The following is a 24841-nucleotide window of genomic DNA, read 5'->3' on the forward strand; positions in this document are numbered from 1 at the left end:
AGCCGGGTGCCCGCGGTATCCGGTGCGGCGACCGCGGTCCGGGCGGTCGCGGCCGTGCCGAGCCCGGCCGTGGGTGAGATGAGCGAGCCCGTCGCCTCGGACCCGGCCGGACCCGCCCGGACCGCCGAAGCCCCGTCGCCGGGCACCGGTTCGCACGGCACCGGCCCGGACGGCGCCGGCCCGCCGTCGCCCGGCCCGATCCGCACGGCCCTGGCCCGGCTGGGCTCCCCCAAGGTCCGTACGCACCTCGGCACCGTCGCCGGAATCGCCATCCTGGGCGTGCTGTTCTGGCGGCTCGGTACCGGAGTCTTCCTGGACGGGCTGCGGCGGATCGACGCGGTGTCGCTGCTGCTCGCGCTCGGCATCGGACTCGTCACCACCGTGTTCAGCGCGTGGCGTTGGGCGATCGTGGCCCGGGGGCTCAGGATCCGGCTGCCGTTCGGGCCGGCCCTCGGCGACTACTACCGCGCGCTGTTCCTGAACGCGGCCCTGCCCGGCGGCGTCCTCGGCGACGTGCACCGGGCCGTGCGGCACGGGCAGAGCGAGGGGGACCTGCGGCGGGGCGTGAAGGCGGTCGTCCTCGAACGGGCCGCCGGGCAGATCGCGTTGTTCGCCGTCGGGGCCGTCGTCATGCTGACCATGCCGTCCCCGGTGCTGGCCGAGGCCCGCCACATCGCCCCGCTCGCGGCCCTGACCGCGCTGGGCGCACTCGCCGTCGTCCTCGCCCTGCGCATGAACCGCACGGCACCCCCGCACCGCGGCCGCAAGCTGCGCGCGGTCCTCGCCGAGGCCTGCAACGTTCTGCTGTCGCGACAGAACGGGCCCGGAGTGGTTGTCTCCTCCGTGGTGGTGCTGGCAGGTTACGTCGCGATGTTCGTACTCGCCGCCCGGGTCGCCGGGACCGCCGCCCCCGTGGCCGTCCTGCTGCCCCTCGCGGTCCTCGCCCTGCTGGCGATGAGCCTGCCGCTGAACGTGGGCGGCTGGGGACCCAGGGAAGGCGTCACCGCCTGGGCGTTCGGCGCCGCGGGCCTGGGCGCCGGCCGGGGACTCGCCGTCGCGGTCGTCTACGGGGTGCTCAGCCTCGTGGCCAGCCTGCCCGGCCTGATCGTGCTCGTCGCCCGCTGGTACGCGGGCCTGCGGGGCGGGACCCGGTCCGTCGTACCGGACCCGGAGCCCGTCCCCGCGACCGCGGCTGACTACTCGTCGGAGGCCAGCATCGAGAAATACGCCCCGAAGGAATCCGCGAGGCTCGCCAGGAGTTCCTTCCCCTTTTCCGCCGAACCCAGCGAAGGACGGCCGATGACACCCGAATCGGTATAGCCGGACATGCCGAGGGTGAGCAGATGACGCCGGTCGTCAGCGACGAAATCGGAAGTTTCATAACCGGGTCGGAGAAATTCGGGATGAGCGTGCAGAAGGATGGAGGTCTCTATTTCCCCCGCATGCATGTCGGTGAGCAGCGAGGTGACCACACCCGCCCGCTCGCGCGCCGCCTCCCAGTCCTCCGCGGCCGGGAAGAGCGCCATCCGCTCGCCGCGGGCGGAGGATTCCTGAACCACGTTGCCCAGCACGTAGTTGCCGCCGTGCCCGTTGACCACCACCAGGGTGTCGACCCCGGACCGGCGCAGCGAAGCCGCAATGTCCCGTACCACCGCATGAAGGGTCACCGAGGAGATGCTGACGGTCCCCGGCCAGGCCGCGTGCTCGTGCGAGCACGAGATCGTCACCGGAGGAAGGAGGTGCACCGGGTACGCGCCGGCTATCTCCCGCGCGATGGCACAGGCGACGAGCGTGTCGGTCGCCAGCGGGAGGTACGGACCGTGCTGCTCGAAGCTCCCCACGGGAAGCACCGCGACCTGCCGTGAGACATCGGCGCCCCGCGTCCGTACGTCTTCCGTGGTGTCCGCCGGCACCAGATCACTCATAACGTCACGGCCTTTCGTCTCTGCTTAGGAACTCGAGAATCATGACAGAAAAAATTGGCGTACTCGGCAAGAAGTCGGCGCAGCGGACCGGCGTGGAACGCGTCGTGAATGCGCCCTTGCCCACCGTGTACGGGAAATTCCAGGCGGTCGGCTACCTGGACCATGACCGCGGTGACGAGCAGGTGGCGCTGGTCTACGGAGAGATCGGCACGGACGACGTCCTCATCCGGCTGCACTCGGAGTGCCTGACCGGCGACGCCTTCGGCTCCCAGCACTGCGAGTGCGGCGACCAGCTCGACGCCGCCCTGCGCGCGGTCGTCGCCGAGGGCGCCGGCGTCGTCGTCTACCTCAGAGGGCATGAAGGCCGCGGCATCGGCCTGCTCGCCAAGCTGCGCGCGATGGCCCTGCAGGCGGAGGGCCTGGACACCGTCGAGGCCAACCTCGCCCTCGGTCTGCCCGTCGACGCCCGGGACTACGGTGTCGCCGCGCGAATACTGGAGGACCTGGGCGTGCGGTCCGTGCGCCTGATGTCCAACAACCCGCGCAAGCGCGAGGCGCTGGTGGACCACGGCATCGAGGTCGCCGAGCAGGTCCCGCTGCTGATCCCGCCGTGCGAGAACAACATCACCTATCTGCGCACCAAGCGGGAGCGCCTCGACCACCATCTGCCCCACCTGGACGCGGTGGTCAGCTCCTCCTGACCGCCTCGGCCGGTTCCGGTTCCCCGACGTGACCTGGGCGAATCCGTGCGCGACCCGCAGGCGGGCCGCGTACGCTTCGTGGACGTCCGCCCCAGAAGCGTCGGCCCTCAGCGGCCGACGCCTCACGCCGGAGGCCCACCTGGTATGACCGAGCTCCATCTGTGGCTGCGCCACGAGGCCCGAACGACCGAGCGACGCACTCCGATCGTGCCCGACGACGCCCGGCGGCTCGTCGGGGACGGAGTGCGACTGACCGTCGAGGAGTCCCCGCAGCGGGTCTTCCCGATCGAGGAGTACGAGGCGGCCGGCTGCCGCGTCGCCCCCGCGGGATCCTGGGTGACGGCGCCGCGGGACGCCGTCGTGCTCGGCCTGAAGGAACTGCCCGAGGACCCGGCCGAACTGACGCACCGGCACATCTTCTTCGGCCACGCCTACAAGGGCCAGCCGGGAGCGGCGGAGCTGCTGGGCCGGTTCGCCGCCGGGGGCGGGGCGCTGTTCGACCTGGAGTACCTGGTGGACGACACCGGGCGGCGCCTCGCCGCCTTCGGTTTCTGGGCCGGCTATCTGGGCGCGGCCTTGGCCGTGCTCCGGCACCGGGGCCGGCTGCGGGCACCACTGGCGCCGACCACCAAGGAAGACCTGGACGAGACGCTCAAGCCCGCCGCCGGTGACGCCGAGTTCACCGGCCTCGTCATCGGCGCCCTGGGCCGCAGCGGCCGCGGCGCCCGCACGGCCTTCGCCACCGCCGGCGTCGACCCGACCTGCTGGGACCTCGCCGAGACCCGGGACCTGGACCGCCCCGCCCTGCTGCGGCACGACGTGATGGTGAACGCGGTGCTCGCCACCACCCCCGTCCCGCCCTTCCTCCGCGAGCAGGACCTCGACACCTCCGACCGCCGCCTGCGCACCCTGTGCGACGTGACCTGCGACGTCGGTTCTCCGCTCAACGTCCTTCCCGTGTACGACGACACCACCTCCTGGGACGAGCCCGTCCGGCGCCTGCGCGATGAACCCCCGCTCGACCTGATCGCGATCGACAACCTGCCCTCCCTGCTGCCCCTGGAGTCCAGCGCCGACTTCTCGGCCGCCCTGCTGCCCCACCTGCTCGACTTCGGCGTCTCCGGGCCCTGGGGACGTTGCCTGGACCGGTTCCGTGACGCCTCCCGCGCGCACGGCCTCGACAAGGGGGAGCCCCTTGACCACTGAACCGGCAGCGGCGAGCGGCACCGTCCACTGGATCGGCGCCGGCCTGTCCACGGGCAGCGGCCTTGCCGCGCTGTGCGACACCGCCGAGCGCGTACGGCTCTGGCACCGCACCGAGAGCCGCGCGTCCGACGCCCTGGGCCGGCTGGGCCTCGCCGGACGGGCCGAGCCCCGCGCGTACGCGCCGTCCGCGCTCGCCGCCGAACTCGCGCCGGGCGATGTCGTGGTGTCGATGCTGCCCGCGCCGGAGCACGCGCCGCTGCTCGCGGAGTGCGTACGGCAGGGGGCGCACTTCGCGTGCTCCAGCTATGTGTCGGACGCGGTGCTGGAGCAGGTGCCCGCGGCCGGGGAGGCCGGGCTCGTCGTCCTCACCGAGGCCGGGCTGGACCCGGGCATCGACCACCTCTTCGCCCACGCCCTGGTCGCCCGGGCCCAGGAGGCGATCGGCGACGAGACGCCCGCCTCGTACACCCTCACGTCGTACTGCGGCGGTGTCCCCGCCGTCCCGAACGACTTCACGTACCGCTTCAGCTGGGCACCCACGGGTGTCCTCAACGCCCTGCGCTCCCCGGCCCGTTACATCGAGGGCGGGGTGCAGACGGTCGCCGAGCGGCCCTGGGAGGCCACCCGGCGGCATGTCGTCGACGGGGAGACCTTCGAGGTCTACCCCAACCGCGACAGCGTCCCCTTCGTCGCGCAGTACGGCCTGCCGGACACCTGGACACCGCGCACGTTCGTTCGCGGCACCCTGCGTCTGGAGGGCTGGCTGCGCGCCTGGGACGGCGTCTTCGAGGAGCTGAGGACCGGCGACGACGACCGCATCGCCGCCCTTGCGCGGGAACTGGCCGCCGCCCACCCCACCACGGACGCCGACCACGACCGGGTCGTCCTCGCCGTGTCGCTGGACGTGCGGGCCGAGTCCGGACGCACCTGGGCGGGCGGTTACCTGCTGGACCTGGTGGGCGATGCCGAGGAGAGCGCGATGGCCCGCTGCGTCTCACGGACCCTCGCGCTCGGCGTCCGCCACGTCCTGGACGGTTCCCTGCCGCCGGGCCTGAACCGCGCCGCCGAGACGGCCGCCCGGTCCGAGCATTGGCTGAGTGAACTCGCCCGGGACGGAGTCGGGTTCACGCTCCGCGTCGACCAGTAGCGGGCATCAGCCCGTCAGGGCCTCGTGGATCAGCCGCTTGAGATCCTTGAAGACCGTGTGGGAGGTCCTGGGCCGCAGCTGCGTCATGAACTGCACCGTCAGGTCGCGGCCCGGATCGACCCAGAACGTCGTCGTGGCCACCCCGCTCCAGCCGAACGCGCCGAGCCCGGACGGCACCAGGGTGCGGGACGGGTCGATCACCACGGAGCAGTTGAGGCCGAAGCCGAGCCCGTCGTTGCCGGGCTCGTCGTGGGCGGGGCGGCTGCCGAAGGCCCGCAGGTCGGCGCCGCCGGGCAGGTGGTTGCGGGTCATCAGATCCACCGTCTCCGGGGCGAGCAGCCGCACGCCGTCGAGCTCGCCCCGGCGGCGCAGCAGCTCCATGAAGCGGTGGTAGTCGTGGGCCGAGCACACCATGCCGCCGCTGCCCGACAGGAACCGCGGCCGGCCGCGCAGCGGGAGCCCCGGGATCGGCTCGATGCCGCCGCCCTCCTTCTCCCCGTACATCTCGGAGAGCCGGGGCGCCTGCGCGTCCGTGACGTGGAAGCCCGCGTCCGTCATGCCGAGCGGCCCGAAGATCCGCTCGGCGCAGAACACGTCGAGCGGCTGCCCGGACACGACCTCGATGATCCGGCCCAGGACGTTGCTGGCCACCGAGTAGTTCCACTCGGTGCCCGGCTCGAACTGCAGCGGCAGGCTCGCGTACACCTCGATGGTCTCGGCCAGGTTCGCGCCCGGCGGCACCGACGACTCCAGGTTGGCCTCGCGGTACAGGGCGTCGACGGGGTGGGTGTGGTAGAAGCCGAAGGTCAGACCCGAGGTGTGGGTCATCAGATGCCGGACGAGTATCGGGCCGTCGGCGGGGCGGGTCTCGACGTCCGCCCCGGAGCCGCCGACGTAGACCCGCGGGTCGGCGAAGGCGGGCAGGTGGTCGGCGACCGGGTCGTCCAGCGACAGCCGGCCCTCCTCCACCAGCAGCAGTGCGGCGACCGCGGTGACCGGCTTCGTCATGGAGTACACCCGCCACAGCGTGTCGGGCTCGACCGGGAGCCCGGCCGCGATGTCGCGCAGTCCGTGCGTCGTGAGGTGGGCGACGCGCCCGGCCCGGGCGACGGACACCAGGAAGCCCGGCAGACGCCCGTCGTCGACCAGCCGGGCGAAGGTCCGGTCCAGGCGGCCCAGCACCTGCGGATCCAGCCCGGCCTCACCCGGATCGACCTCTTGTCGCAGCTGTGCCATGGCTCTTCTCCCGTCGCGCTCGTCGAGGTGAGATCCGGCCTACCCCGCCCGGACCGCCTCAGACCCCATCGTGGTGCAGGAACGGTTCATGATCGCGCAGGAACACGTGAGCGAGGGCCTGGGTGTGTCGACCCGCTGAACAACTCTGGGGGCAATACACCGAGGGCCTGTCGGCTGGATCAGGTCGCAGGCAGGCGACGGTGCCGCTCGACGCCGGTGAGCGGGGTCAGCTGCGTTCGGCCGGCCCGACGCCGACTGGCACGCCCCGGACGGCTACCGCCTGGTCCTGTGCCGGCGAGGCTGGTCCACCAGCTGAAGCGCGAGCTGCCGGGCCCGTAAAGGGCCCGGCAGCAGCACCTGATGGCCTCAGGCCGTCACCTTCTCCGGCGACACGGCTTCCCGGACCGCACGGTCACCCAGCGCCTCGGTCGGGACCCGGTGCGTCTCCCGCGCCGACAGTGCCGCGATCACGGGCGGCACGCACAGCGCCGCCGTGAACAGCGCCACCGCCGACCAGTTGTCGCCCCCCGGCCCCGCGATCTGCGCCGCGAACGTCACCGCGAACCCGGCCGCCGCGAAACCGATCTGCGTGCCGATGGCCACGCCGGACAGCCGGACCCGGGTCGCGAACATCTCGCCGTAGAAGGCGGGCCACACACCGTTCGCGGCGCTGTAGACCACGCCGAAGCAGACGATGCCCGTCAGGAACGTCAGCGGGTAGGAGCCCGTGGAGACCGCCCACAGGTACAGGAACATCGTCACCGCGCTGCCCACCGCGCCGATCAGGAACACCGGGCGGCGCCCGATCCGGTCGGACAGCGTCGCCCAGAGCGGGATCGCGGCGAGCGCGACGACATTGGCCAGGGCGCCCACCCACAGCATGGCCGTACGCGACATGCCGACCGCGTCGCTCGTGGCGTACGCCAGCGCCCACACCGTGAAGATCGTGCTGACCGAGGCGACCAGCGCACCCGCGATCACCCGCAGCACGTCCGCCCAGTGATCGCGGAGCAGGACCACGAGCGGCATCTTGGCCACACCGTCCTGAGCGGCCTGCTGGGCGAAGGCCGGCGTCTCGTCCAGCTTGCGGCGGATGACCCAGCCGACGACGGCGACCGCGACGCTCAGCCAGAACGGCAGCCGCCAGCCCCACGACAGCAACTGGTCCTCGGGCAGTGCGGCGACCGGGATGAACACCAGCGTGGCCAGCAGCTGGCCGCCCTGGGTGCCGCTGAGGGTGAAGCTGGTGAAGAAGCCGCGCCGGTCCGGTGGCGCGTGTTCCAGCGTCATGGAGTTGGCGCTGGCCTGCTCGCCCGCCGCCGAGATGCCCTGCAGCACCCGGCACAGCACGAGCAGGACCGGGGCGAGGTTGCCGACCTGGTCCCGGGTCGGCAGACAGCCGATGAGGAACGTCGACAGCCCCATCAGCATCAGCGTGAAGACCATGATCTTCTTGCGGCCGAGCTTGTCGCCGAAGTGGCCGAGGACCAGCGCGCCGACCGGGCGGGCGGCGTACGCGACGCCGAACGTGGCCAGCGACAGCAGGGTCGCGGTGGCCGGGTCGGACTCGTCGAAGAACACCTCGGGGAAGATCAGCGCGGCGGCGCTGCCGTAGATGAAGAAGTCGTAGTACTCCAGCGCGCTGCCGATCCAGGCGGCGGTCGCGGCCTTCTTCGGCTGACCGGGTGGGGCGGCGGCCCCTTGGGGCATGGCGGGGACGGACACGGCGGCTCCTTAGCGGGCTCCACCATAGGCGGAGTGAGAAGAACGGCAAGCAGAGGGGACGGGCCGGATCGCGGCTAATTAACCCACTGGGTAGTTAGTAGGGGATGGCCAGTGATGCTGCGCCGGTGCGCCGCCGGTGTCAAGGGGTCGTGCGCGGGGCGTTCAGTGCGCCGTGCGCTCCGCCGTCAGGTAGGCGATCACCATGTCGCCCAGCATCGCGCGGTAGTGCGCGCGCTGCGCCCCGTCGAGCAGGTCGCGGCCGAACAGCGCGCCGAAGGTGTGCCGGTTGGAGACCCGGAAGAAGCAGAAGGAGGAGATCATGGCGTGCAGGTCGACGGCGTCGACGTCGGCCGTGAACAGGCCCGACTCCTGGCCCGACGCCAGGATCCGGCGGATCACGTCCAGGGCGGGGGAGCCCATCTTCCCGAGCTTCTCGGAGCCGGCGATGTGCTGCGCCTCGTGAATGTTCTCGATGCTGACCAGGCGGATGAAGTCGGGGTGCTGCTCGTGGTGGTCGAAGGTCAGCTCGGCCAGGCGCCGGATGGCAGCCACCGGGTCCAGATGGTCGACGTCGAGTTGCTGCTCGGCCTCCCGGATCACGCCGTACGCGCGCTCCAGCACGGCTGTGAACAGCTGCTCCTTGCCGCCGAAGTAGTAGTAGATCATCCGCTTCGTGGTGCGGGTACGGGCGGCGATCTCGTCCACCCGGGCCCCGTCGTAGCCGGCGCGGGCGAACTCCTGGGTGGCGACGTCGAGAATTTCGGCCCGGGTGCGGGCGGCGTCACGGATGCGCTCGCCGGATCGTGCCGGTTCTTCGACGCTGGTCATCAGGTTCCTTCGGGCAAAGGGGCGGGTGCCGGTGATTCTAGAAGCAGGGGCCCGTCCGCCCGAGGGGTCTTCCCGAGCTCGTGCTCGACTGATATAGCTAACGTACTAGTTCGTACATTAGTGAGCCGCTCGGGAGGCGCGCGTGCCCAAGGAGTCGTACCTCGTCGGACTGATCGGTTCCGGCATCGGCCCGTCACTCAGCCCGGCCCTGCACGAGCGGGAGGCCGACCGGCAGGGCCTGCGCCTGCTGTACCGGCTGATCGACATCGACACCCTGGGGGTGCCGCCCGAGGCGGTGGGTGATCTGCTGCGGGCCGCCCGCGACCTGGGCTTCGACGGGCTCAACATCACGCACCCCTGCAAGCAGCTCGTCATCGAGCACCTGGACGCGCTCGCCCCGCAGGCCGAGTCACTGGGCGCCGTCAACACGGTCGTGTTCGAGGACGGCCGCGCGGTCGGCCACAACACGGACGTCACCGGCTTCGCCGCGTCGTTCGCCCGCGGGCTGCCCGACGCGCCGCTGGAGCGGGTCGTGCAGCTGGGCGCCGGCGGTGCGGGCGCGGCCGTCGCCCACGCCACGCTCACCCTCGGCGCCGAACGGGTCACCGTCGTCGACGCCCTGCCCGAGCGGGCCGCGGCCCTGGCCGGCTCCCTGAACCGGACCTTCGGGGAGGGCCGCGCGGCCGCCGCCCGCCCGGACCGGCAGGCCGAGCTGCTCGCGCACGCCGACGGCATCGTCCACGCCACCCCCACCGGCATGGCCGCCCACCCCGGCCTGCCGTTGCCCGCCGAGCTGCTCCACTCCGGGCTGTGGGTGGCCGAGGTCGTCTACCGCCCGCTGGAGACACAGCTGCTGCGCACCGCCCGCGCCCTGGGCTGCGCCACCCTCGACGGCGGCGGCATGGCCGCTTTCCAGGCCGCCGACGCGTTCCGCCTGTTCACCGGCCGGGAACCCGACGCAGCGCGGATGCTGGCGGACCTGACCGAACTGGCCGGGGCCGTCGGGGCTTCGAACTAGAGAGAGGTACCGACGTGCGTACGTCCATCGCCACCGTCTCCCTCAGCGGCTCCCTCACCGAGAAACTCGACGCCGCCGCCCGGGCCGGCTTCGACGGGGTGGAGATCTTCGAGAACGACCTGCTCGCCAGCCCCCTCGCTCCCGAGGACATCCGCGCCCGCTGCGCCGACCTCGGGCTCCGCATCGACCTCTACCAGCCGATGCGGGACATCGAGGCCGTCCCCGAGGCGGAGTTCGCCCGGAACCTGCGGCGGGCCCGGCACAAGTTCGAGCTGATGCGCCGGCTCGGCGCCGACACGGTCCTCGTCTGCTCCAGCGTCTCCCCGCAGGCGGTGGACGACGACGCCCTCGCCGCCGAGCAGCTCGGCCGACTCGCCGACCTGGCACGGGAGTCCGGCATCCGGGTGGCCTACGAGGCGCTCGCGTGGGGGCGGCACGTCAGCACGTACGACCACGCCTGGCGCATCGTCGAGACGGCCGGCCACCCGGCGCTCGGCACCTGCCTGGACAGTTTCCACATCCTGTCGCGCGGCTCGGACCCCAAGGGCATCGAGGACATCCCCGGCGAGAAGATCTTCTTCCTCCAGCTCGCCGACGCCCCGCTGCTCGCCATGGACGTCCTGCAGTGGAGCCGCCACTACCGCTGCTTCCCCGGGCAGGGCGGCTTCGACGTCGCGGGGCTGGTGCGCCACGTGCTGGCCACCGGCTACGACGGCCCGCTCTCCCTGGAGGTCTTCAACGACGTGTTCCGGCAGGCCGATGCCGGCCCGACCGCCGTCGACGCCCGGCGCTCGCTGCTGGTCCTCCAGGAGACGGTGGGCAGGGCACCCCTGCCCGTCCCCGTGGTCCCCACCGGCGTCGCCTTCGCCGAGCTGGTCACGCCCGACGCCGAACCCCTCGCCGCCCTGCTCGGGGCCCTGGGCTTCACCCGTACCGCACGGCACCGCGGCAAGCCCGTCGGCCTGTGGGAGCAGGGCGACGCCCGGATCCTGGTCAACACCGGGCCGGCCGTCCGCCGCGACGGCACCCAGCTCGCCGCGATCGGGCTGGAGTCACCGGATCCGGCCGGAGCCGCCCGGCGCGCCGAGGCACTGCTCGCGCCCGTCCTGCCGCGCCGTCGCGCCCCGCAGGACGCGGTGCTCGACGCGGTCGCCGCGCCCGACGGCACGGAGCTGTTCTTCTGCGCCACCGGCCGCCCGGAACTGCCCGACTGGCGTGCCGACTTCGAGGACACGGGGCTGCCCTCGGCGGAAACGGGCATCCGGGGCATCGACCACCTCGCCCTCACCCAGCCCTGGCACCACTTCGACGAGGCGGCCCTCTTTCACCGCGGCGTGCTCGGCCTGCACGCACAGGAGAGCGTCGACGTCGCCGACCCCTACGGACTGATGCGCAGCCGCGCCGTCACCACCCCCGACGGCAGCGTCCGGATCGCCCTCACCGTCGGCGCCGCGCCCACGGACGACACGGTCCACGCCCAGCACATCGCCCTGGCCACGGACGACGTGGTCGCCTCGGCCCGCCGCTTCCGGGACGCGGGCGGCACTCTGCTGCCGGTCCCGGCGAACTACTACGACGACCTCGCCGCCCGCTTCGAGTTCGCCGACGGCGAGCTGGAGACCTACCGCGACCTCGGCATCCTCTACGACCGTGACGCGCACGGCGTCTTCCGCCACTGCTACACCCGCACCGTCGGCCGGGTCTTCTTCGAACTGGTCCAGCGCGACGGCGGTTACCGGGGCTACGGCGCCGCCAACGCCCCGGTGCGGCTGGCCGCGCAGCACACGGTGCGTTCGCTCACTGGCGGCTGACGGTCCGGGTGATGCCGGTGACGACGGTGGTGGCGAGGATCCAGCCCGTGAGCACGAGGGCGTAGGAGAGCCACTGGTAGCCGCCGGTGGGGGCGAACGCGGCCTCCTGCCCGAAGGAGATGACCGGCAGCAGCAGATCGAGGGTGTAGAACACCGGGTTGAACTGCGGTACCTCGTCCGCCTTCAGCGGCGCGGGGTGGTGCAGCGCGTAGGCGAGGGAGCCGACCACGAGCAGCGACACCAGCCAGCCCGCGGCCCGCAGGGGGCGGAAGCCGTAACCGACGGTGGCGTCCTGCACGTGTCCCCACAGCCGGCCGTACCAGGGCAGGGTGCCGCGCCGGCGGCGCTGCTTGGCGAGCTGGACGAGGCGGGCCGCAGGGTCGTCGCCGATCCTGCGGTAGGCGGCGGTCAACTGCTCGTAGGCGTGCGGGACATAGCCCTCGCCGTCCCGCTCCAGCATCGCCAGGCGCCGCTCCGCGGGCTCGTGCGGGGTGAGGGAGGTGTAGACGAGACTGTTGAGAAGGACCTCCTCGGGGACCACCTCCGGCTCCAGGAACAGCACGTCCACCTGGGCGCGGCGCAGATTGAGGGTGCCCTCCATGGGAGGGCCCTTGCGCAGCCAGAGTTCCCCGATGGTGCAGCTGCTGGCCCGCAGCGCCGCGTCGCCCGGGTTCGCCAGCCGCGCGTGCGACAGGTCGAGACGGCCCGCGATCCGGGCGCCGCGCAGGCCGATCCAGCCCAGCACGTCCGCTTCGCGCAGCAGGGCGTCGCCCTCCACCGTGAGCGTCTCCGCGTCGACGGCGACCTCACCGGTACCGGCCTGCAGCCGCGCCCCGTTGAAGTCGATCGTGCCGGCGACCGACGCACCCGTCAGCCGCACCTCGCCGCGCGTGTGCAGGCCGTGTGCCGACAGTCCGTCCCCGACGGTCACGTGGTTGAGCTGGAGCGCCGGCTGTCCGCCCGGAGGCTCGTCGATGTCGGCCCCGTCCATGAACAGCGCGCCGGAGATCTGCGCACCGCCGAGCCGCACGGGCCCGGCGAACTGACAGCCCGACAGGCGCAGGACGCTGTCCACGCGCAGGGTGGCGGCGTCCAGGCCGGGCAGGGCGGAGCCGCGCAGGTTCAGCTGGCGCAGCCGCGCCGCGTACAGCACGGGCACGTCCTCGAAGCAGCAGTCACTGAGGCGCACGGCGTGGTCGATCTCGCCGTACTGGAGGTTCAGCACCCCGGTGATCCGCGCGCCCGCCAGTCTGAGGGTGGCGACCTCCCCGTCCTCCTGCGGCGCGCTCAGCAGCAGGGCGCGCAGCACGGCCGCCCGCACGGTCCGCTCGGGGCCCCAGTCCGCGCCCCGCGCCGGGTCCTCGTCGGCCGGGCCCCGGAAGTCCACGTCCTGCCCGCGCGGAAAGGCACGCCACACCCGCTCCTCGGCGGGTGTCATGTTGTCGATCTGCATCAGCGGGGACTCTGACGTGCCCGGCCGGAGGCTGTCAACTCACCTCCGGCCGGGACCGGTTACGCCCTGGTGTTCCACTCCGCGATCACGGGCCGGCCGTGCTCGGTCGACAGCCGGCTGACTGTCCCGGTCTCCAGCCGGAACAACTGCCCCCGCGCCGGGGGCAGACCCAGCCGGCGGGCTGTCAGGACGCGGAGGAAGTGGCCGTGGGCCACCAGCATCACATCGCCCTCGGGCAGCGCCTTCGCCGCCCGGGTCAGCACCCGGTCGGCCCGTTCGCCGACCTGCTCGGGGGACTCGCCGGGCCGGCCGTCGGGGCCGGGCGGCCCGCCGTCGGTCCACAGGTCCCAGTCGGGCCGGGTGCGGTGTATCTCCTCGGAGGTGACACCCTCGTAGGCGCCGTAGTACCACTCGTGCAGGTCCGCGTCCCGCACGGCCCCCGTCAGGCCCGCGAGTTCGGCGGTGCGCACCGCGCGGGCGAGCGGGCTGGTGAGGACCAGTGCGAAGGAGCGGTCCGCGAGGAGCGGGGCGAGCGACTTGGCCTGTTCCTCCCCGTTCGGGGTGAGGGGCAGGTCGGTGAAGCTGGTGTGCTGTCCGCTCCGGCTCCACTCCGTCTCGCCGTGGCGGACCAGCAGCAGATCACCCACGTCCTACGCCTTCTTCGCGGACTCGACGGCGTGGCCGCCGAACTGGTTGCGCAGCGCCGCGATCATCTTCATCTGCGGCGAGTCGTCCTGCCGGGAGGCGAACCGGGAGTAGAGGGAGGCGGTGATCGCGGGCAGCGGTACGGAGTTGTCGATCGCGGCTTCCACGGTCCAGCGTCCCTCGCCGGAGTCCTGGGCATAGCCCCGGAGCTCCTCCAGGTGCTCGTCCTCGTCCAGGGCGTCCACCGCCAGGTCCAGCAGCCAGGAGCGGATGACGGTGCCGTCCTGCCAGGAGCGGAACACCTCGCGGACGTTGTCCACCGAGTCCACGGCCTCCAGCAGCTCCCAGCCCTCGGCGTAGGCCTGCATCATCGCGTACTCGATGCCGTTGTGGACCATCTTCGCGAAGTGCCCGGCGCCCACCTTGCCCGCGTGGACGAAGCCGTACGGGCCCTCCGGCTTGAGCGCCTCGAAGATCGGCCGCAGCGGGTCGACGTACTCCTTCTCGCCGCCGACCATCAGGGCGTAGCCGTTCTTCAGGCCCCACACGCCGCCCGAGACGCCCGCGTCGACGAAGCCGATGCCGCGCTTGCTCAACTCCTCGGCGTGCTTCTCGTCGTCCGTCCAGCGGGAGTTGCCGCCGTCGACCACCGTGTCGTACGGCTTCAGGAGGCCCGCGAGCTGGTCGATGACGTGCTGGGTGACCTCGCCGGCCGGGACCATGACCCAGACCGTGCGGGGCGCTTCCAGCTGGTTGACGAGGTCGGCCAGGCTGCTGGCGTCGGACTTCTCGGGGTTGGTGTCGTAGCCGATGACGGTGTGGCCGGCGTTGCGCAGGCGCTCGCGCATGTTGCCGCCCATCTTGCCGAGACCCACAAGACCGATCTGCATGTCAGTTCACTTCCCGAAGTGTGCGGTAGGCGGCCACCAGCGCGGCCGTGGACGGGTCGAGACCGGGGACGTCGGCGCCCTCGGTCAGGGCGGGCTCGACGCGCTTGGCGAGCACCTTGCCGAGCTCCACGCCCCACTGGTCGAAGGAGTCGATGTTCCAGACGGCGCCCTGCACGAACACCTTGTGCTCGTAGAGGGCGACCAGCTGGCCGAGGACCGACGGGGTCAGTTCGGTGGCGAGGATCGTCGTGGTCGGGTGGTTGCCCCGGAAGGTGCGGTGCGGCACCTGCTCCTCGGGCACGCCCTCCGCGCGCACCTCCTCGGCGGTCTTGCCGAAGGCGAGCGCCTGCCCCTGTGCGAACAGGTTGGCCATCAGCAGGTCGTGCTGCGCCTTCAGTTCGTCGCTCAGCTCGGCGACGGGCCGGGCGAAGCCGATCAGGTCGGCCGGGATGAGCTTGGTGCCCTGGTGGATCAACTGGTAGTAGGCGTGCTGCCCGTTGGTGCCGGGCGTGCCCCACACCACCGGCCCGGTCTGCCAGTCCACCGGGTTCCCGTCGCGGTCCACCGACTTGCCGTTGGACTCCATGTCGAGCTGCTGGAGGTAGGCGGTGAACTTGGACAGGTAGTGGCTGTAGGGCAGCACCGCGTGCGACTGGGCGTCGTGGAAGTTGCCGTACCAGATGCCCAGCAGGCCCATGATGAGCGGGGCGTTGGCCTCCGCGGGGGCGTTGCGGAAGTGCTCGTCGACGATGCGGAAGCCGTCGAGCATCTCCCGGAAGCGGTCCGGGCCGATCGCGATCATCAGGGACAGGCCGATCGCGGAGTCGTACGAGTAGCGGCCGCCGACCCAGTCCCAGAACTCGAACATGTTGTCGACGTCGATGCCGAAGCCGGAGACCTTCTCGGCGTTGGTCGACAGGGCGACGAAGTGCTTCGCCACGGCCTTCTCTCCCCCACTCTCGGCTTCGCTCGAGCGGGAGGTGCCCCCAGCCCCCAGGCCCTCCAGCAGCCAGGAGCGCGCCGAGGTCGCGTTGGTGATCGTCTCGATCGTGGTGAAGGTCTTGGACGCGACGATGAACAGCGTCTCCGCTGGGTCCAGGTCGCGCACCGCCTCGTGCAGGTCCGAGCCGTCCACGTTCGACACGAAGCGGAACGTCAGCTCCCGCGCGGTGAACGGCCGCAGCGCCTCGTACGCCATCGCCGGGCCCAGGTCCGAGCCGCCGATGCCGATGTTGACGACGTTGCGGATGCGCTTGCCGGTGTGGCCGGTCCACTCACCCGAGCGCACCCGGTCCGCGAAGGCGGCCATCCTGTCGAGCACGGCGTGCACGCCCGGGACGACGTTCTCGCCGTCGACCTCGATCACGGCGTCCCGCGGGGCGCGCAGCGCGGTGTGCAGCACGGCCCGGTTCTCGGTGGTGTTGATCCTCTCGCCGCGGAACATGGCGTCCCGCAGCCCGGACACGCCGGTCGCGGCGGCCAGCTCCTGGAGCAGGGCCAGCGTCTCGTCGGTGACCAGGTGCTTGGAGTAGTCGATCCGCAGGTCGCCCACGTGCACGACGTAGCGCTCGGCACGCCCCGGGTCCGCCGCGAACAGCTCACGCAGGTCCGGCTGCGGCAGGGCGTCCTTGCGGTGGTCCTCCAGGGCGGTCCACTCGGGCCGCCGGTCGAGCCTCGGGGAACCGGAGGGGGAGTCAGACATGAGCAGGGGTCTCCTCGGTTGCCTCGCCGTTCAGGGCGATGGCGTACATCTCGTCCGCGTCGAGGCGCCGGAGCTCCTCGGCGATGAGTTCGGAGGTGGCACGGACCTTCAGCGCGAGGGTGCGCGACGGCTGGCCCGGCAGGGTCAGCGTGGCCAGCGGCCCCTCGGGGCGGTCGATGACGATCTCGCCGCTCTGCGTGCCCAGGCGCACGGCCGTCACGACCGGCCCGGCGGTGACCACGCGGTCGACCCGGACGTGCAGCCGCGCCTCCAGCCAGCGGGCCAGCAGCTCGGCGGCCGGGTTCTCGGCCTCGGCCTCCACCGCCGCCGAGACGATCCGCGCCCGGGCCTGGTCCAGCGCCGCCGCCAGCATCGAACGCCAGGGCGTCAGCCGGGTCCAGGCGAGGTCGGTGTCACCGGGCGCGTAGGAGTGGACCCTGGCCTGGAGCGTCTCCAGGGGGTTCTCGACGGCGTACAGGTCGGTGATCCGCCGCTGGGCCAGTGCCCCGAGCGGGTCCTTCGAGGGCACCTCGGGGGCGTCCACCGGCCACCAGACCACCACCGGGGCGTCCGGGAGCAGCAGCGGCAGCACCACCGAGTCGGCGTGGTCGGACACCTCGCCGTAGGTCCGCAGGATCACCGTCTCGCCGGTGCCCGCGTCGGCGCCCACCCGGACCTCGGCGTCCAGGCGGGAGGACTGGCGGTCGCGCGGGGTGCGGGCGTGCCGCTTGATGACCACCAGGGTGCGCGAGGGGTGCTCGTGCGAGGCCTCCTCGGCCGCCTTGATCGCGTCGTAGGCGTTCTCCTCGTCCGTGACGATCACCATCGTCAGGACCATGCCCACCGCGGGCGTGCCGATGGCGCGGCGCCCCTGCACCAGCGCCTTGTTGATCTTGCTTGCCGTGGTGTCGGTCAGGTCGATCTTCATGGCCTGCGCCAGCTCCGTCCGTCTCGTGCGAGCATCTCGTCGGCTTCCTCGGGTCCCCAACTGCCCGAGGCGTACTGCGCGGGCCGGCCGTGCGTGGCCCAGTACTGCTCGATCGGGTCGAGGATCTTCCAGGACTCTTCCACTTCCTGGTGACGGGGGAACAGGTTGGCGTCGCCCAGGAGGACGTCAAGGATCAGCCGTTCGTACGCCTCGGGGCTCGACTCGGTGAACGACTCGCCGTAGGCGAAGTCCATCGTGACGTCCCTGATCTCCATCGACGTACCCGGCACCTTGGAGCCGAAGCGGACCGTCATGCCCTCGTCCGGCTGGACGCGGATGACGATCGCGTTGGAGCCGAGCTCCTCGGTCGCGGTGGAGTCGAAGGGGGAGTGCGGCGCCCGCTGGAACACCACCGCGATCTCCGTCACCCGGCGGCCCAGCCGCTTGCCGGTGCGCAGGTAGAACGGGACGCCGGCCCAGCGGCGGTTGTCCACCTGGAGCCTGACCGCGGCGTACGTGTCCGTCGTGGAGGCCTGGTCGATGCCGTCCTCCTCCAGATAGCCGCGCACCTTCGCACCGCCCTGCCAGGCCGCCGCGTACTGCCCGCGCACGGTGCCCTGCCCGAGGTCCTGCGGCAGCCGCACCGCCTTGAGGACCTTCAGCTTCTCGGTGAGCAGCGAGGCGGCGTCGAAGGCGGCCGGTTCCTCCATCGCGGTGAGCGCCATCAGCTGGAGCAGGTGGTTCTGGATGACGTCACGGGCGGCGCCGATGCCGTCGTAGTAGCCGGCCCGGCCGCCGATGCCGATGTCCTCGGCCATGGTGATCTGCACGTGGTCGACGTACGACCGGTTCCAGATCGGCTCGAACATCTGGTTGGCGAAACGCAGCGCCAGGAGGTTCTGGACGGTCTCCTTGCCGAGGTAGTGGTCGATGCGGAAGACCTGCTCCGGGTCGAACACGTCGTGCACGATCGCGTTGAGCTCCTCGGCCGACCCCAGGTCGTGCCCGAACGGCTTCTCGATGACCGCCCGGCGCCAGGATCCCTCGGGAGCGCTGGCCAGCTTGTGCTTCTTCAGCTGCTGGACGACCTTCGGGAAGAACTTCGGCGGCACCGAGAGGTAGAAGGCGTAGTTGCCGCTGGTGCCCCGGGAGGCGTCCAGCTCCTCGACGGCGGAACGCAGCTGCTTGAACGCCGTGTCGTCGTCGAAGTCGCCGGGGATGAACCGCATGCCCTCGGCGAGCTGCTGCCAGACCTCCTCGCGGAACGGGGTCCGCGCGTGCTCGCGGACCGCGTCGTGCACCACCTGCGCGAAGTCCTGGTCCTCCCAGTCCCGGCGGGCGAAGCCCACCAGGGAGAAGCCCGGCGGCAGCAGACCCCGGTTGGCCAGGTCGTACACGGCCGGCATCAGCTTCTTGCGGGACAGGTCGCCGGTCACGCCGAAGATGACGAGCCCGGACGGGCCCGCGATCCTCGGCAGCCGGCGGTCGCGCGCATCGCGCAGGGGATTGACGAAGTCGGCCTCGGTGTACTCCGGGCGCGGGCCGGCACCGGCCGTGCCGCTCACCCCGGTCTGCTCGACCCCGGCCGCCTCCTGGGCCGCCAGGGCCTCCTTCTCCTCCTTGGTCCCCTTGGTCTCCTGCTCGGCCGTCTGGGGGATGCCCTCGCTCATTCCGCGTCAACTCCCTTGCTGTTCAAGGACTTGGTGACCGCGTCCAGCAGGTCCTGCCAGGCCACCTCGAACTTGGCCACGCCCTCGTCCTCCAGTTGCCGCACCACCTCGTCGTATGCAATGCCGAGCCGTTCGACGGCCGCCAGGTCCGCACGGGCCCGGTCGTAACCGCCGGTGACGGTGTCGCCCTGGACGTCGCCGTGGTCGGCGACGGCGTTCAGCGTGGCCTCCGGCATGGTGTTGACCGTCCCGGGGGCGACCAGCTCGTCCACGTACAGGGTGTCCTTGTAGGCGGGGTCCTTCACACCGGTGGAGGCCCAAAGGGGGCGCTGCCGGTTCGCGCGGGCGTCCTCCAGGGCCTGCCAGCGCGGCCCGGCGAAGACCTGTTCGTACGCCTCGTAGGCGAGCCGCGCGTTGGCCAGGGCCGCCCTGCCCTTCAGGGCGAGGGCCTCGTCCGTGCCCAGCAGCGTCAGCCGCTTGTCGATCTCGGCGTCCACACGGGAGACGAAGAACGACGCGACCGAGTGAATGCCCGACAGGTCCAGGCCGGCCGTCCGCGCCCGCTCCAGGCCGGCGAGGTAGGCGTCCATGACCTCGCCGTAGCGCTCCAGCGAGAAGATCAGTGTCACGTTCACACTGATACCCGCTCCGATCACCTCGGTGATCGCCGGCAGGCCCGCCTTCGTCGCCGGGATCTTGATCATCACGTTGGGGCGGTCCACCAGCCAGGCCAGCTGCCGGGCCTCGGCGACGGTCGCCCTCGTGTCGTGGGCCAGCCGGGGGTCGACCTCGATGGAGACCCGGCCGTCCCGGCCGCCGGTGGCCTCGTACACCGGCCGCAGGACGTCGGCGGCGGCCCGGACGTCGGCGGTCGTCATCATCCGGACGGCCTCGTCGACGGTCACACCGCGCACCGCCAGGTCGGCGAGCTGCTCCTCGTAGCCCGCGCCGGAACCGATGGCGGCCTGGAAGATGGACGGGTTGGTGGTGACGCCGACGACGTTCCTCGTGGCGACGAGCTCGGCCAGGTTGCCGGACTCGATCCGCCGGCGCGACAGGTCGTCGAGCCAGATCGACACGCCCTCGTCGGACAGGCGCTTGAGTGCTCCCGCGCTCGCGGTCGCTTCGGTCACAGTGATCATCTTCTTTCGGGCGGTCGGATCAGCCACGGGCGGCGGTCAGGGATTCCCGCGCGGCGGCGACGACGTTCTCGGGGGTGAAGCCGTACTCGGCGAACAGGGTCTTGGCGTCGGCGGAGGCACCGAAGTGCTCCAGGGAGACGATGCGTCCCGCGTCCCCCACGAACCGGTACCAGGTCAGGCCGATCCCCGCCTCGACGGCGACCCGGGCCTTCACGGACGGCGGCAGCACGCTGTCGCGGTAGGAGCGCGGCTGCTCCTCGAACCACTCCACGGACGGCATCGACACGACCCGGGTGGGCACGCCGACGGCCTGGAGGAGATCGCGCGCCCCGGCGGCGACGTGCACCTCGGACCCGGTGGCGATCAGGATCACCTGAGGCTCGCCGCCCTCCGCCTCGAACCTCACGTAACCACCGCGCGCCGCGTCCGGGTCCGGCTCGTACGTGGGCACGCCCTGGCGGGTGAGCGCGAGGCCGTGCGGGGCCGGGGCGGTGCTGTGCCGCTTGAGGATCTCGGCCCAGACGACCGCGGTCTCGTTGGCGTCGGCGGGACGTACGACGTTCAGGCCCGGGATGGCGCGGAGACTGGCGAGGTGCTCGACCGGCTGGTGGGTCGGGCCGTCCTCGCCCAGGCCGATGGAGTCGTGCGTCCACACGTACGTCACCGGCAGCTGCATCAGGGCCGACATCCGCACGGCGTTGCGCATGTAGTCGGAGAAGACCAGGAAGGTGCCGCCGTAGATCCGGGTGTTGCCGTGCAGCGCGATGCCGTTCATCTCCGCGGCCATGGAGAACTCGCGGATGCCGAAGTGCACGGTGCGGCCGTACGGGTCGGCCTCCGGCAGCGGGTTGCCCTTCGGGAGGAACGAGCTGGTCTTGTCGATGGTGGTGTTGTTGGAGCCGGCCAGGTCGGCGGAGCCGCCCCACAGCTCGGGGACGACCGGGCCGAGCGCCTGCAGGACCTTGCCGGAGGCGGCACGCGTGGCGACCGCCTTGCCCGGCTCGAACACCGGCAGCGCGTCCTCCCAGCCCTCGGGCAGCTGGCCCTTGCTGACACGGTCGAACGTGGCGGCCCGCTCCGGGTTCTCGCCCCGCCAGGCGGCGATCCGCTTGTCCCAGGCGGTGCGCGCCTCGGCGCCCCGGTCCAGGGCCAGGCGGGTGTGGGCCAGTACCTCGTCGGCGACCTCGAAGGACTGCTCCGGGTCGAAGCCGAGGAGGCGCTTGGTGGCCGCGACCTCGGCCTCGCCGAGCGCCGAGCCGTGGGAGGCCTCGGTGTTCCGTGCGTTCGGGGCGGGCCAGGCGATGATCGTGCGCATCGCGATGATCGAGGGGCGCTCGGTCTCGGCCTGAGCCGCCCTCAGCGCCGCGTACAGCGCGTGCACGTCGACGTCGCCGTCCTCGGCGGGCGTGATCCGCTGCACGTGCCAGCCGTAGGCCTCGTAGCGCTTCAGCACGTCCTCGGAGAACGCGGTCGCGGTGTCGCCCTCGATGGAGATGTGGTTGTCGTCGTAGAGGAAGACCAGGTTGCCGAGCTTCTGGTGGCCGGCGAGCGAGGAGGCCTCGGCGGAGACGCCCTCCTGGAGGTCGCCGTCGGAGACGATCGCCCAGATCGTGTGGTCGAAGGGGGAGTCGCCCTCGGGGGCCTCCGGGTCGAACAGGCCGCGCTCGTAGCGGGCGGCCATCGCCATGCCGACGGCGTTCGCGACGCCCTGGCCGAGCGGGCCCGTGGTGGTCTCCACACCCGCGGTGTGCCCGTACTCGGGGTGGCCGGGCGTCTTGGAGCCGTGCGTGCGGAACGCCTTCAGGTCGTCCAGCTCCAGCTCGTAGCCCGCGAGGTAGAGCTGCGTGTAGAGGGTCAGCGAGGTGTGTCCGGGGGACAGGACGAAGCGGTCACGGCCGGGCCACTCGGGATCGGCGGGGTCGTGCCGCATCACCTTCTGAAAGATCGTGTAGGCGGCCGGGGCCAGGCTCATCGCGGTACCGGGGTGGCCGTTGCCGACCCGCTGGACGGCATCCGCCGCCAGGAGACGGGCGGTGTCGACGGCACGCCGGTCGAGTTCGGTCCATTCGAAGCGGTCCGCTGTCTGCGTGCTCATCTTCAAGAAGTCCTCGATAGGAGCGAAGTGGCTGGTCTGACGCGTTCAAATTTAAAAGTCTGACTTTTATGACGGAAGGTCGCGGTGTGCCAGCCTGTGGTGAAAGTGGGACACCCACCGGCAGCAGGGCACGCGAGCGGGGCGGGACGAGGGGTACTTGATGGACATCGCGGACAGAAGCATCCAAGGCGGCGACGGGATCAGAACGTTCCCCTTCCCGGTCGAACTCAGCGTCGGCGGTGTCGGCATGCAGGTCGGCCCGATGGGGACCGGCCGCACCTGGCATGCCGACGCGCCGCTGGAGCGCGTGCACCGCATCGACTTCCACGTCGTGATGCTGTTCGGCGCGGGCCCGGTCCGGCACATGGTCGACTTCACCGAGTACGAGGCCATGGCCGGGGACCTGCTGTGGATCCGCCCGGGGCAGGTCCACCGCTTCTCCCGCACCAGCGAGTACCGCGGAACCGTGCTGACCATGCAGCCCGGCTTCCTGCCCCGCGCGACCGTGGAGGCAACCGGCCTGTACCGCTACGACCTGCCGCCCCTGTTGCGCCCCGACGCGGCCCAACTCGCCGGTCTGGAAGCCGCGCTGGCACAGCTGCGGCGCGAGTACGAGGACACGGCCACGCTCCCGCTCAGCCTGCACACCGCCGTCCTGCGTCATGCGCTGACGGCGTTCCTGCTGCGGCTCGCCCACCTCGCGGCGAGTTCGGCCCAGGCCCTGCGGCAGCGGTCCGACTCCACCTTCACCCTCTTCCGGGACGCCGTGGAACGGGACTTCGCCACCAACCACAGCGTCAGCGCCTATGCCGACGCGCTCGGCTACTCCCGCCGCACCCTGGTCCGCGCGGTGCGCGCCGCGACCGGTGAGACGCCCAAGGCGTTCATCGACAAGCGCGTGGTCCTGGAGGCCAAACGGCTCCTCGCCCACACCGAACTGCCCATCGGCCGGGTCGGCGTGGCGGTCGGCTTCCCCGACGCCGCGAACTTCTCCAAGTTCTTCCACCAGCACACCGACCAGACCCCGGCGGCCTTCCGGGCGGAACTGCGCTGAGGGCGCCCGGGCACAGCGAAGAGGGGCCCCACGCGTGCGTGGAGCCCCCGTCGGAGAGGGTCAGTGCCCGAAGGTGAACCAGTTGACGTTCACGAAGTCCGCCGGCTGACCGCTGGTGAAGGTCAGATACACGTCGTGCGTTCCCGTCACGGCACTGATGTTCGCCGGGACGGTCCGCCACGACTGCCAGCCCCCGGTGCCACCCACCGCGAAGCTCCCGACCGGCGCGTTGCTGCGACTGTCCAATCGCACTTCGACCAGCCCGCTGACGCCGCCCGCCGCTCCGCTCGCGACCCGGGCACTGAACTGCCGGGCCGCCGAGGAGCCGAAGTTCACGCCCTTGAAGTGCAGCCAGTCGCCGTTGGCCAGCGCGCCGACGTTCTGGCCGCCGCCGGAGTCGGCCGTCGTCTCGGTGATCACGCCGGACTGGCCGTCGTAGGACTCGGCCTGGATGGTGCCGTAGGCGTCGCGGTTGCCCGTCGGGGGAGGCGTGGTGCCGCCGCCGGACGACAGCACCTGCACGTAGTCGACGACCATCGAGTGCCCCGGCTGGGTCCCGGCGTCCGGGCCGCCGCCGAACGCGTCGGGGAAGCCGCCGCCCATCGCGACGTTCAGGATGACGAAGAAGCCGTGGTCGGTGGCGTTCTTCCAGGTCGTCGCGTCGACCTGGTTGGCGCGCACCGTGTGGAAGTTGACGCCGTCCAGGTAGAAGCGGATCTCCTCGACGCTCGTCGAGCGGTCCCACTCCATCCGGTACGTGTGGAAGCCGGCCTGGCAGGAGGTGCCCTGGCAGGTGGTCGAACTGCCGATGCCGCTGGTCTCGTTGCAGGGGCCGCCCGGGGAGGTGCCGCAGTGCATCGTCGCGAACACCGTGTTCATGCCCTGGGTGTTCTCCATGATGTCCAGCTCGCCGACCGCCGGCCAGTTCCAGTAGTCGCCGCGGTACGGGGCGCCCAGCATCCAGAACGCCGGCCAGTAGCCCTTGGCGGCGGCGCCGGTGACGTTCGGCACCTGGATGCGCGACTCGACGCGGAGCTTGCCGCCGGCCGGGGGCTGGAAGTCGGTGCGGTTGGTCTCGATCCGGCCGGAGGTCCAGTTGCCGGCGGCGTCCCGCCGGGGCGTGATGCGGAGGTTGCCGTTGCCGTCGAGGGAGACGTTGTCGGTGCTGTTCGTCATCGTCTCGATCTCGCCGGTGCCCCAGTTGGCGGGGCCGCCCGGGTAGCCCTTGCCGGTCGCGTACTGCCAATTGGAGGTGTTGACGCCGGTGCCGGCGGCGCCGTTGAAGTCGTCCACGAACACCTGCGTCCAGTCCGACGGGGGTGTCGGCGCGGAGGCGTTCGCGGACGGAGTGGCGACCGTGGAGGCGGCCGCCGCGAGGCCGAGCGTGCTGACGACGGCGACGAACGCCTGCCGGAAGGGGCGCCGTCTGGGGGAGGTGCCGGTGGTGTCGCTCATGTGGGGATGCCTCTCGGATCGGATGCGGGAGGTGAGAGCGCTCTCAAAGTGCCGTCAATGTGCTCCACGCTGCTCGGGGCGTCAAGAGGTAAAGCCGGGAAAAGTACGACGGCGGTTGATGGGTGCACAGCTTGAACAGGGCTGGGCGGCCGGGGAGTTGCGGGTAGGGCAGAGGGGTGGGGGGTGAGGTCCATTGAGAGCGCTCTCAGA

At 71.7% G+C, this 24841-nt stretch carries 19 protein-coding genes and 1 pseudogene; 7 read left to right on the forward strand and 13 right to left on the reverse strand.

Annotated features, from left to right (window positions below; translation table 11 throughout):
• Nucleotides 1-78 precede the first annotated feature (78 nt).
• Nucleotides 79-1089, forward strand: a pseudogene (locus tag AB0G20_RS12760) (lysylphosphatidylglycerol synthase transmembrane domain-containing protein); the annotation flags it as partial.
• Between the two features lie 107 nt (nt 1090-1196).
• Here AB0G20_RS12760 and AB0G20_RS12765 read toward each other — a convergent pair.
• Complete coding sequence (locus AB0G20_RS12765; protein WP_361300114.1) at nt 1197-1925, reverse strand: creatininase family protein; 729 nt, start codon at nt 1923-1925, stop codon at nt 1197-1199.
• A gap of 41 nt (nt 1926-1966) precedes the next feature.
• Between AB0G20_RS12765 and ribA the strand changes: the two genes are divergently transcribed.
• From ribA to AB0G20_RS12780, 3 genes are all read left to right on the forward strand, one after another.
• Nucleotides 1967-2626: a GTP cyclohydrolase II gene (gene ribA / locus AB0G20_RS12770; RefSeq protein WP_361300117.1), complete on the forward strand. Its 660-nt coding sequence runs from the start codon at nt 1967-1969 to the stop codon at nt 2624-2626.
• 144 nt (nt 2627-2770) lie between these two features.
• Nucleotides 2771-3832 (forward strand): saccharopine dehydrogenase, encoded by a 1062-nt coding sequence (locus AB0G20_RS12775; protein WP_361300120.1) that lies wholly within the window; start codon nt 2771-2773, stop codon nt 3830-3832.
• Nucleotides 3822-4979 carry a saccharopine dehydrogenase family protein gene (locus AB0G20_RS12780; RefSeq protein WP_361300123.1) on the forward strand — a complete coding sequence of 386 codons (1158 nt, stop codon included), beginning with the start codon at nt 3822-3824 and terminating at the stop codon, nt 4977-4979. The genes AB0G20_RS12775 and AB0G20_RS12780 overlap by 11 nt, the downstream gene beginning before the upstream one ends.
• 6 nt (nt 4980-4985) lie before the next feature.
• Here AB0G20_RS12780 and AB0G20_RS12785 read toward each other — a convergent pair whose 3' ends face one another.
• From AB0G20_RS12785 to AB0G20_RS12795, 3 genes are all read right to left on the reverse strand, one after another.
• The gene (locus AB0G20_RS12785; RefSeq protein WP_361300126.1) at nt 4986-6215 is read right to left on the reverse strand and encodes a serine hydrolase domain-containing protein; all 1230 of its coding nucleotides are present in this window, start codon (nt 6213-6215) and stop codon (nt 4986-4988) included.
• Nucleotides 6216-6581: 366 nt separating this feature from the next.
• Nucleotides 6582-7940: an MFS transporter gene (locus AB0G20_RS12790; protein ID WP_361300129.1), complete on the reverse strand. Its 1359-nt coding sequence runs from the start codon at nt 7938-7940 to the stop codon at nt 6582-6584.
• 162 nt (nt 7941-8102) lie between these two features.
• Nucleotides 8103-8768: a TetR/AcrR family transcriptional regulator gene (locus AB0G20_RS12795; protein ID WP_361300132.1), complete on the reverse strand. Its 666-nt coding sequence runs from the start codon at nt 8766-8768 to the stop codon at nt 8103-8105.
• A gap of 142 nt (nt 8769-8910) precedes the next feature.
• Here AB0G20_RS12795 and AB0G20_RS12800 point away from each other — a divergent pair, with 142 nt between their 5' ends.
• Together AB0G20_RS12800 and AB0G20_RS12805 are read left to right on the forward strand one after the other, a co-directional pair.
• On the forward strand, nt 8911-9786 hold the full coding sequence (locus tag AB0G20_RS12800; protein ID WP_361300135.1) for a shikimate dehydrogenase: 876 nt from the start codon (nt 8911-8913) through the stop codon (nt 9784-9786).
• 14 nt (nt 9787-9800) lie between these two features.
• A complete protein-coding gene (locus AB0G20_RS12805; RefSeq protein ID WP_361300138.1) occupies nt 9801-11597 on the forward strand; it encodes a TIM barrel protein in 1797 nt (598 codons plus the stop codon).
• Here AB0G20_RS12805 and AB0G20_RS12810 read toward each other — a convergent pair.
• From AB0G20_RS12810 to tkt, 8 genes are read right to left on the reverse strand one after another with little or no spacing between them, the layout of a single operon-like run.
• Complete coding sequence (locus AB0G20_RS12810) at nt 11584-13050, reverse strand: membrane-associated oxidoreductase (protein ID WP_361300141.1); 1467 nt, start codon at nt 13048-13050, stop codon at nt 11584-11586. The two genes, AB0G20_RS12805 and AB0G20_RS12810, sit on opposite strands and share 14 nt — an antisense overlap.
• Before the next feature lie 59 nt (nt 13051-13109).
• A complete protein-coding gene (locus AB0G20_RS12815; RefSeq protein ID WP_361300144.1) occupies nt 13110-13697 on the reverse strand; it encodes a histidine phosphatase family protein in 588 nt (195 codons plus the stop codon).
• Nucleotides 13698-13700: 3 nt separating this feature from the next.
• Nucleotides 13701-14585 (reverse strand): phosphogluconate dehydrogenase (NAD(+)-dependent, decarboxylating), encoded by an 885-nt coding sequence (gene gnd, locus AB0G20_RS12820; RefSeq protein ID WP_361300147.1) that lies wholly within the window; start codon nt 14583-14585, stop codon nt 13701-13703.
• Nucleotide 14586: 1 nt separating this feature from the next.
• On the reverse strand, nt 14587-16287 hold the full coding sequence (gene pgi / locus AB0G20_RS12825) for a glucose-6-phosphate isomerase (protein ID WP_361300150.1): 1701 nt from the start codon (nt 16285-16287) through the stop codon (nt 14587-14589).
• Nucleotides 16280-17215, reverse strand: a complete 936-nt coding sequence (gene opcA, locus AB0G20_RS12830) for a glucose-6-phosphate dehydrogenase assembly protein OpcA (RefSeq protein ID WP_361300153.1) — start codon at nt 17213-17215, stop codon at nt 16280-16282. Before opcA ends, pgi begins: the two co-directional genes overlap by 8 nt.
• Nucleotides 17212-18885, reverse strand: a complete 1674-nt coding sequence (zwf, locus tag AB0G20_RS12835; protein WP_361300156.1) for a glucose-6-phosphate dehydrogenase — start codon at nt 18883-18885, stop codon at nt 17212-17214. The genes opcA and zwf overlap by 4 nt, the downstream gene beginning before the upstream one ends.
• Nucleotides 18882-20027 (reverse strand): transaldolase, encoded by a 1146-nt coding sequence (tal, locus tag AB0G20_RS12840; protein WP_361300159.1) that lies wholly within the window; start codon nt 20025-20027, stop codon nt 18882-18884. The genes zwf and tal overlap by 4 nt, the downstream gene beginning before the upstream one ends.
• 19 nt (nt 20028-20046) lie before the next feature.
• On the reverse strand, nt 20047-22122 hold the full coding sequence (tkt, locus tag AB0G20_RS12845) for a transketolase (protein WP_361300162.1): 2076 nt from the start codon (nt 22120-22122) through the stop codon (nt 20047-20049).
• Between the two features lie 160 nt (nt 22123-22282).
• On the opposite strand from tkt, the gene AB0G20_RS12850 reads away from it, so the two are divergent.
• Nucleotides 22283-23176, forward strand: coding sequence for an AraC family transcriptional regulator (locus AB0G20_RS12850; protein ID WP_361300165.1), 894 nt, complete (start codon nt 22283-22285; stop codon nt 23174-23176).
• A 60-nt stretch (nt 23177-23236) separates the two neighbouring features.
• Here the strand turns inward: AB0G20_RS12850 and AB0G20_RS12855 are convergent, their stop codons facing one another.
• Nucleotides 23237-24631: a glycoside hydrolase family 16 protein gene (locus AB0G20_RS12855; RefSeq protein WP_361300168.1), complete on the reverse strand. Its 1395-nt coding sequence runs from the start codon at nt 24629-24631 to the stop codon at nt 23237-23239.
• Nucleotides 24632-24841 lie beyond the last annotated feature (210 nt).

Origin of the sequence: Streptomyces sp. NPDC024017, from assembly GCF_040638895.1 — a bacterium.
Lineage (GTDB): Bacteria > Actinomycetota > Actinomycetes > Streptomycetales > Streptomycetaceae > Streptomyces.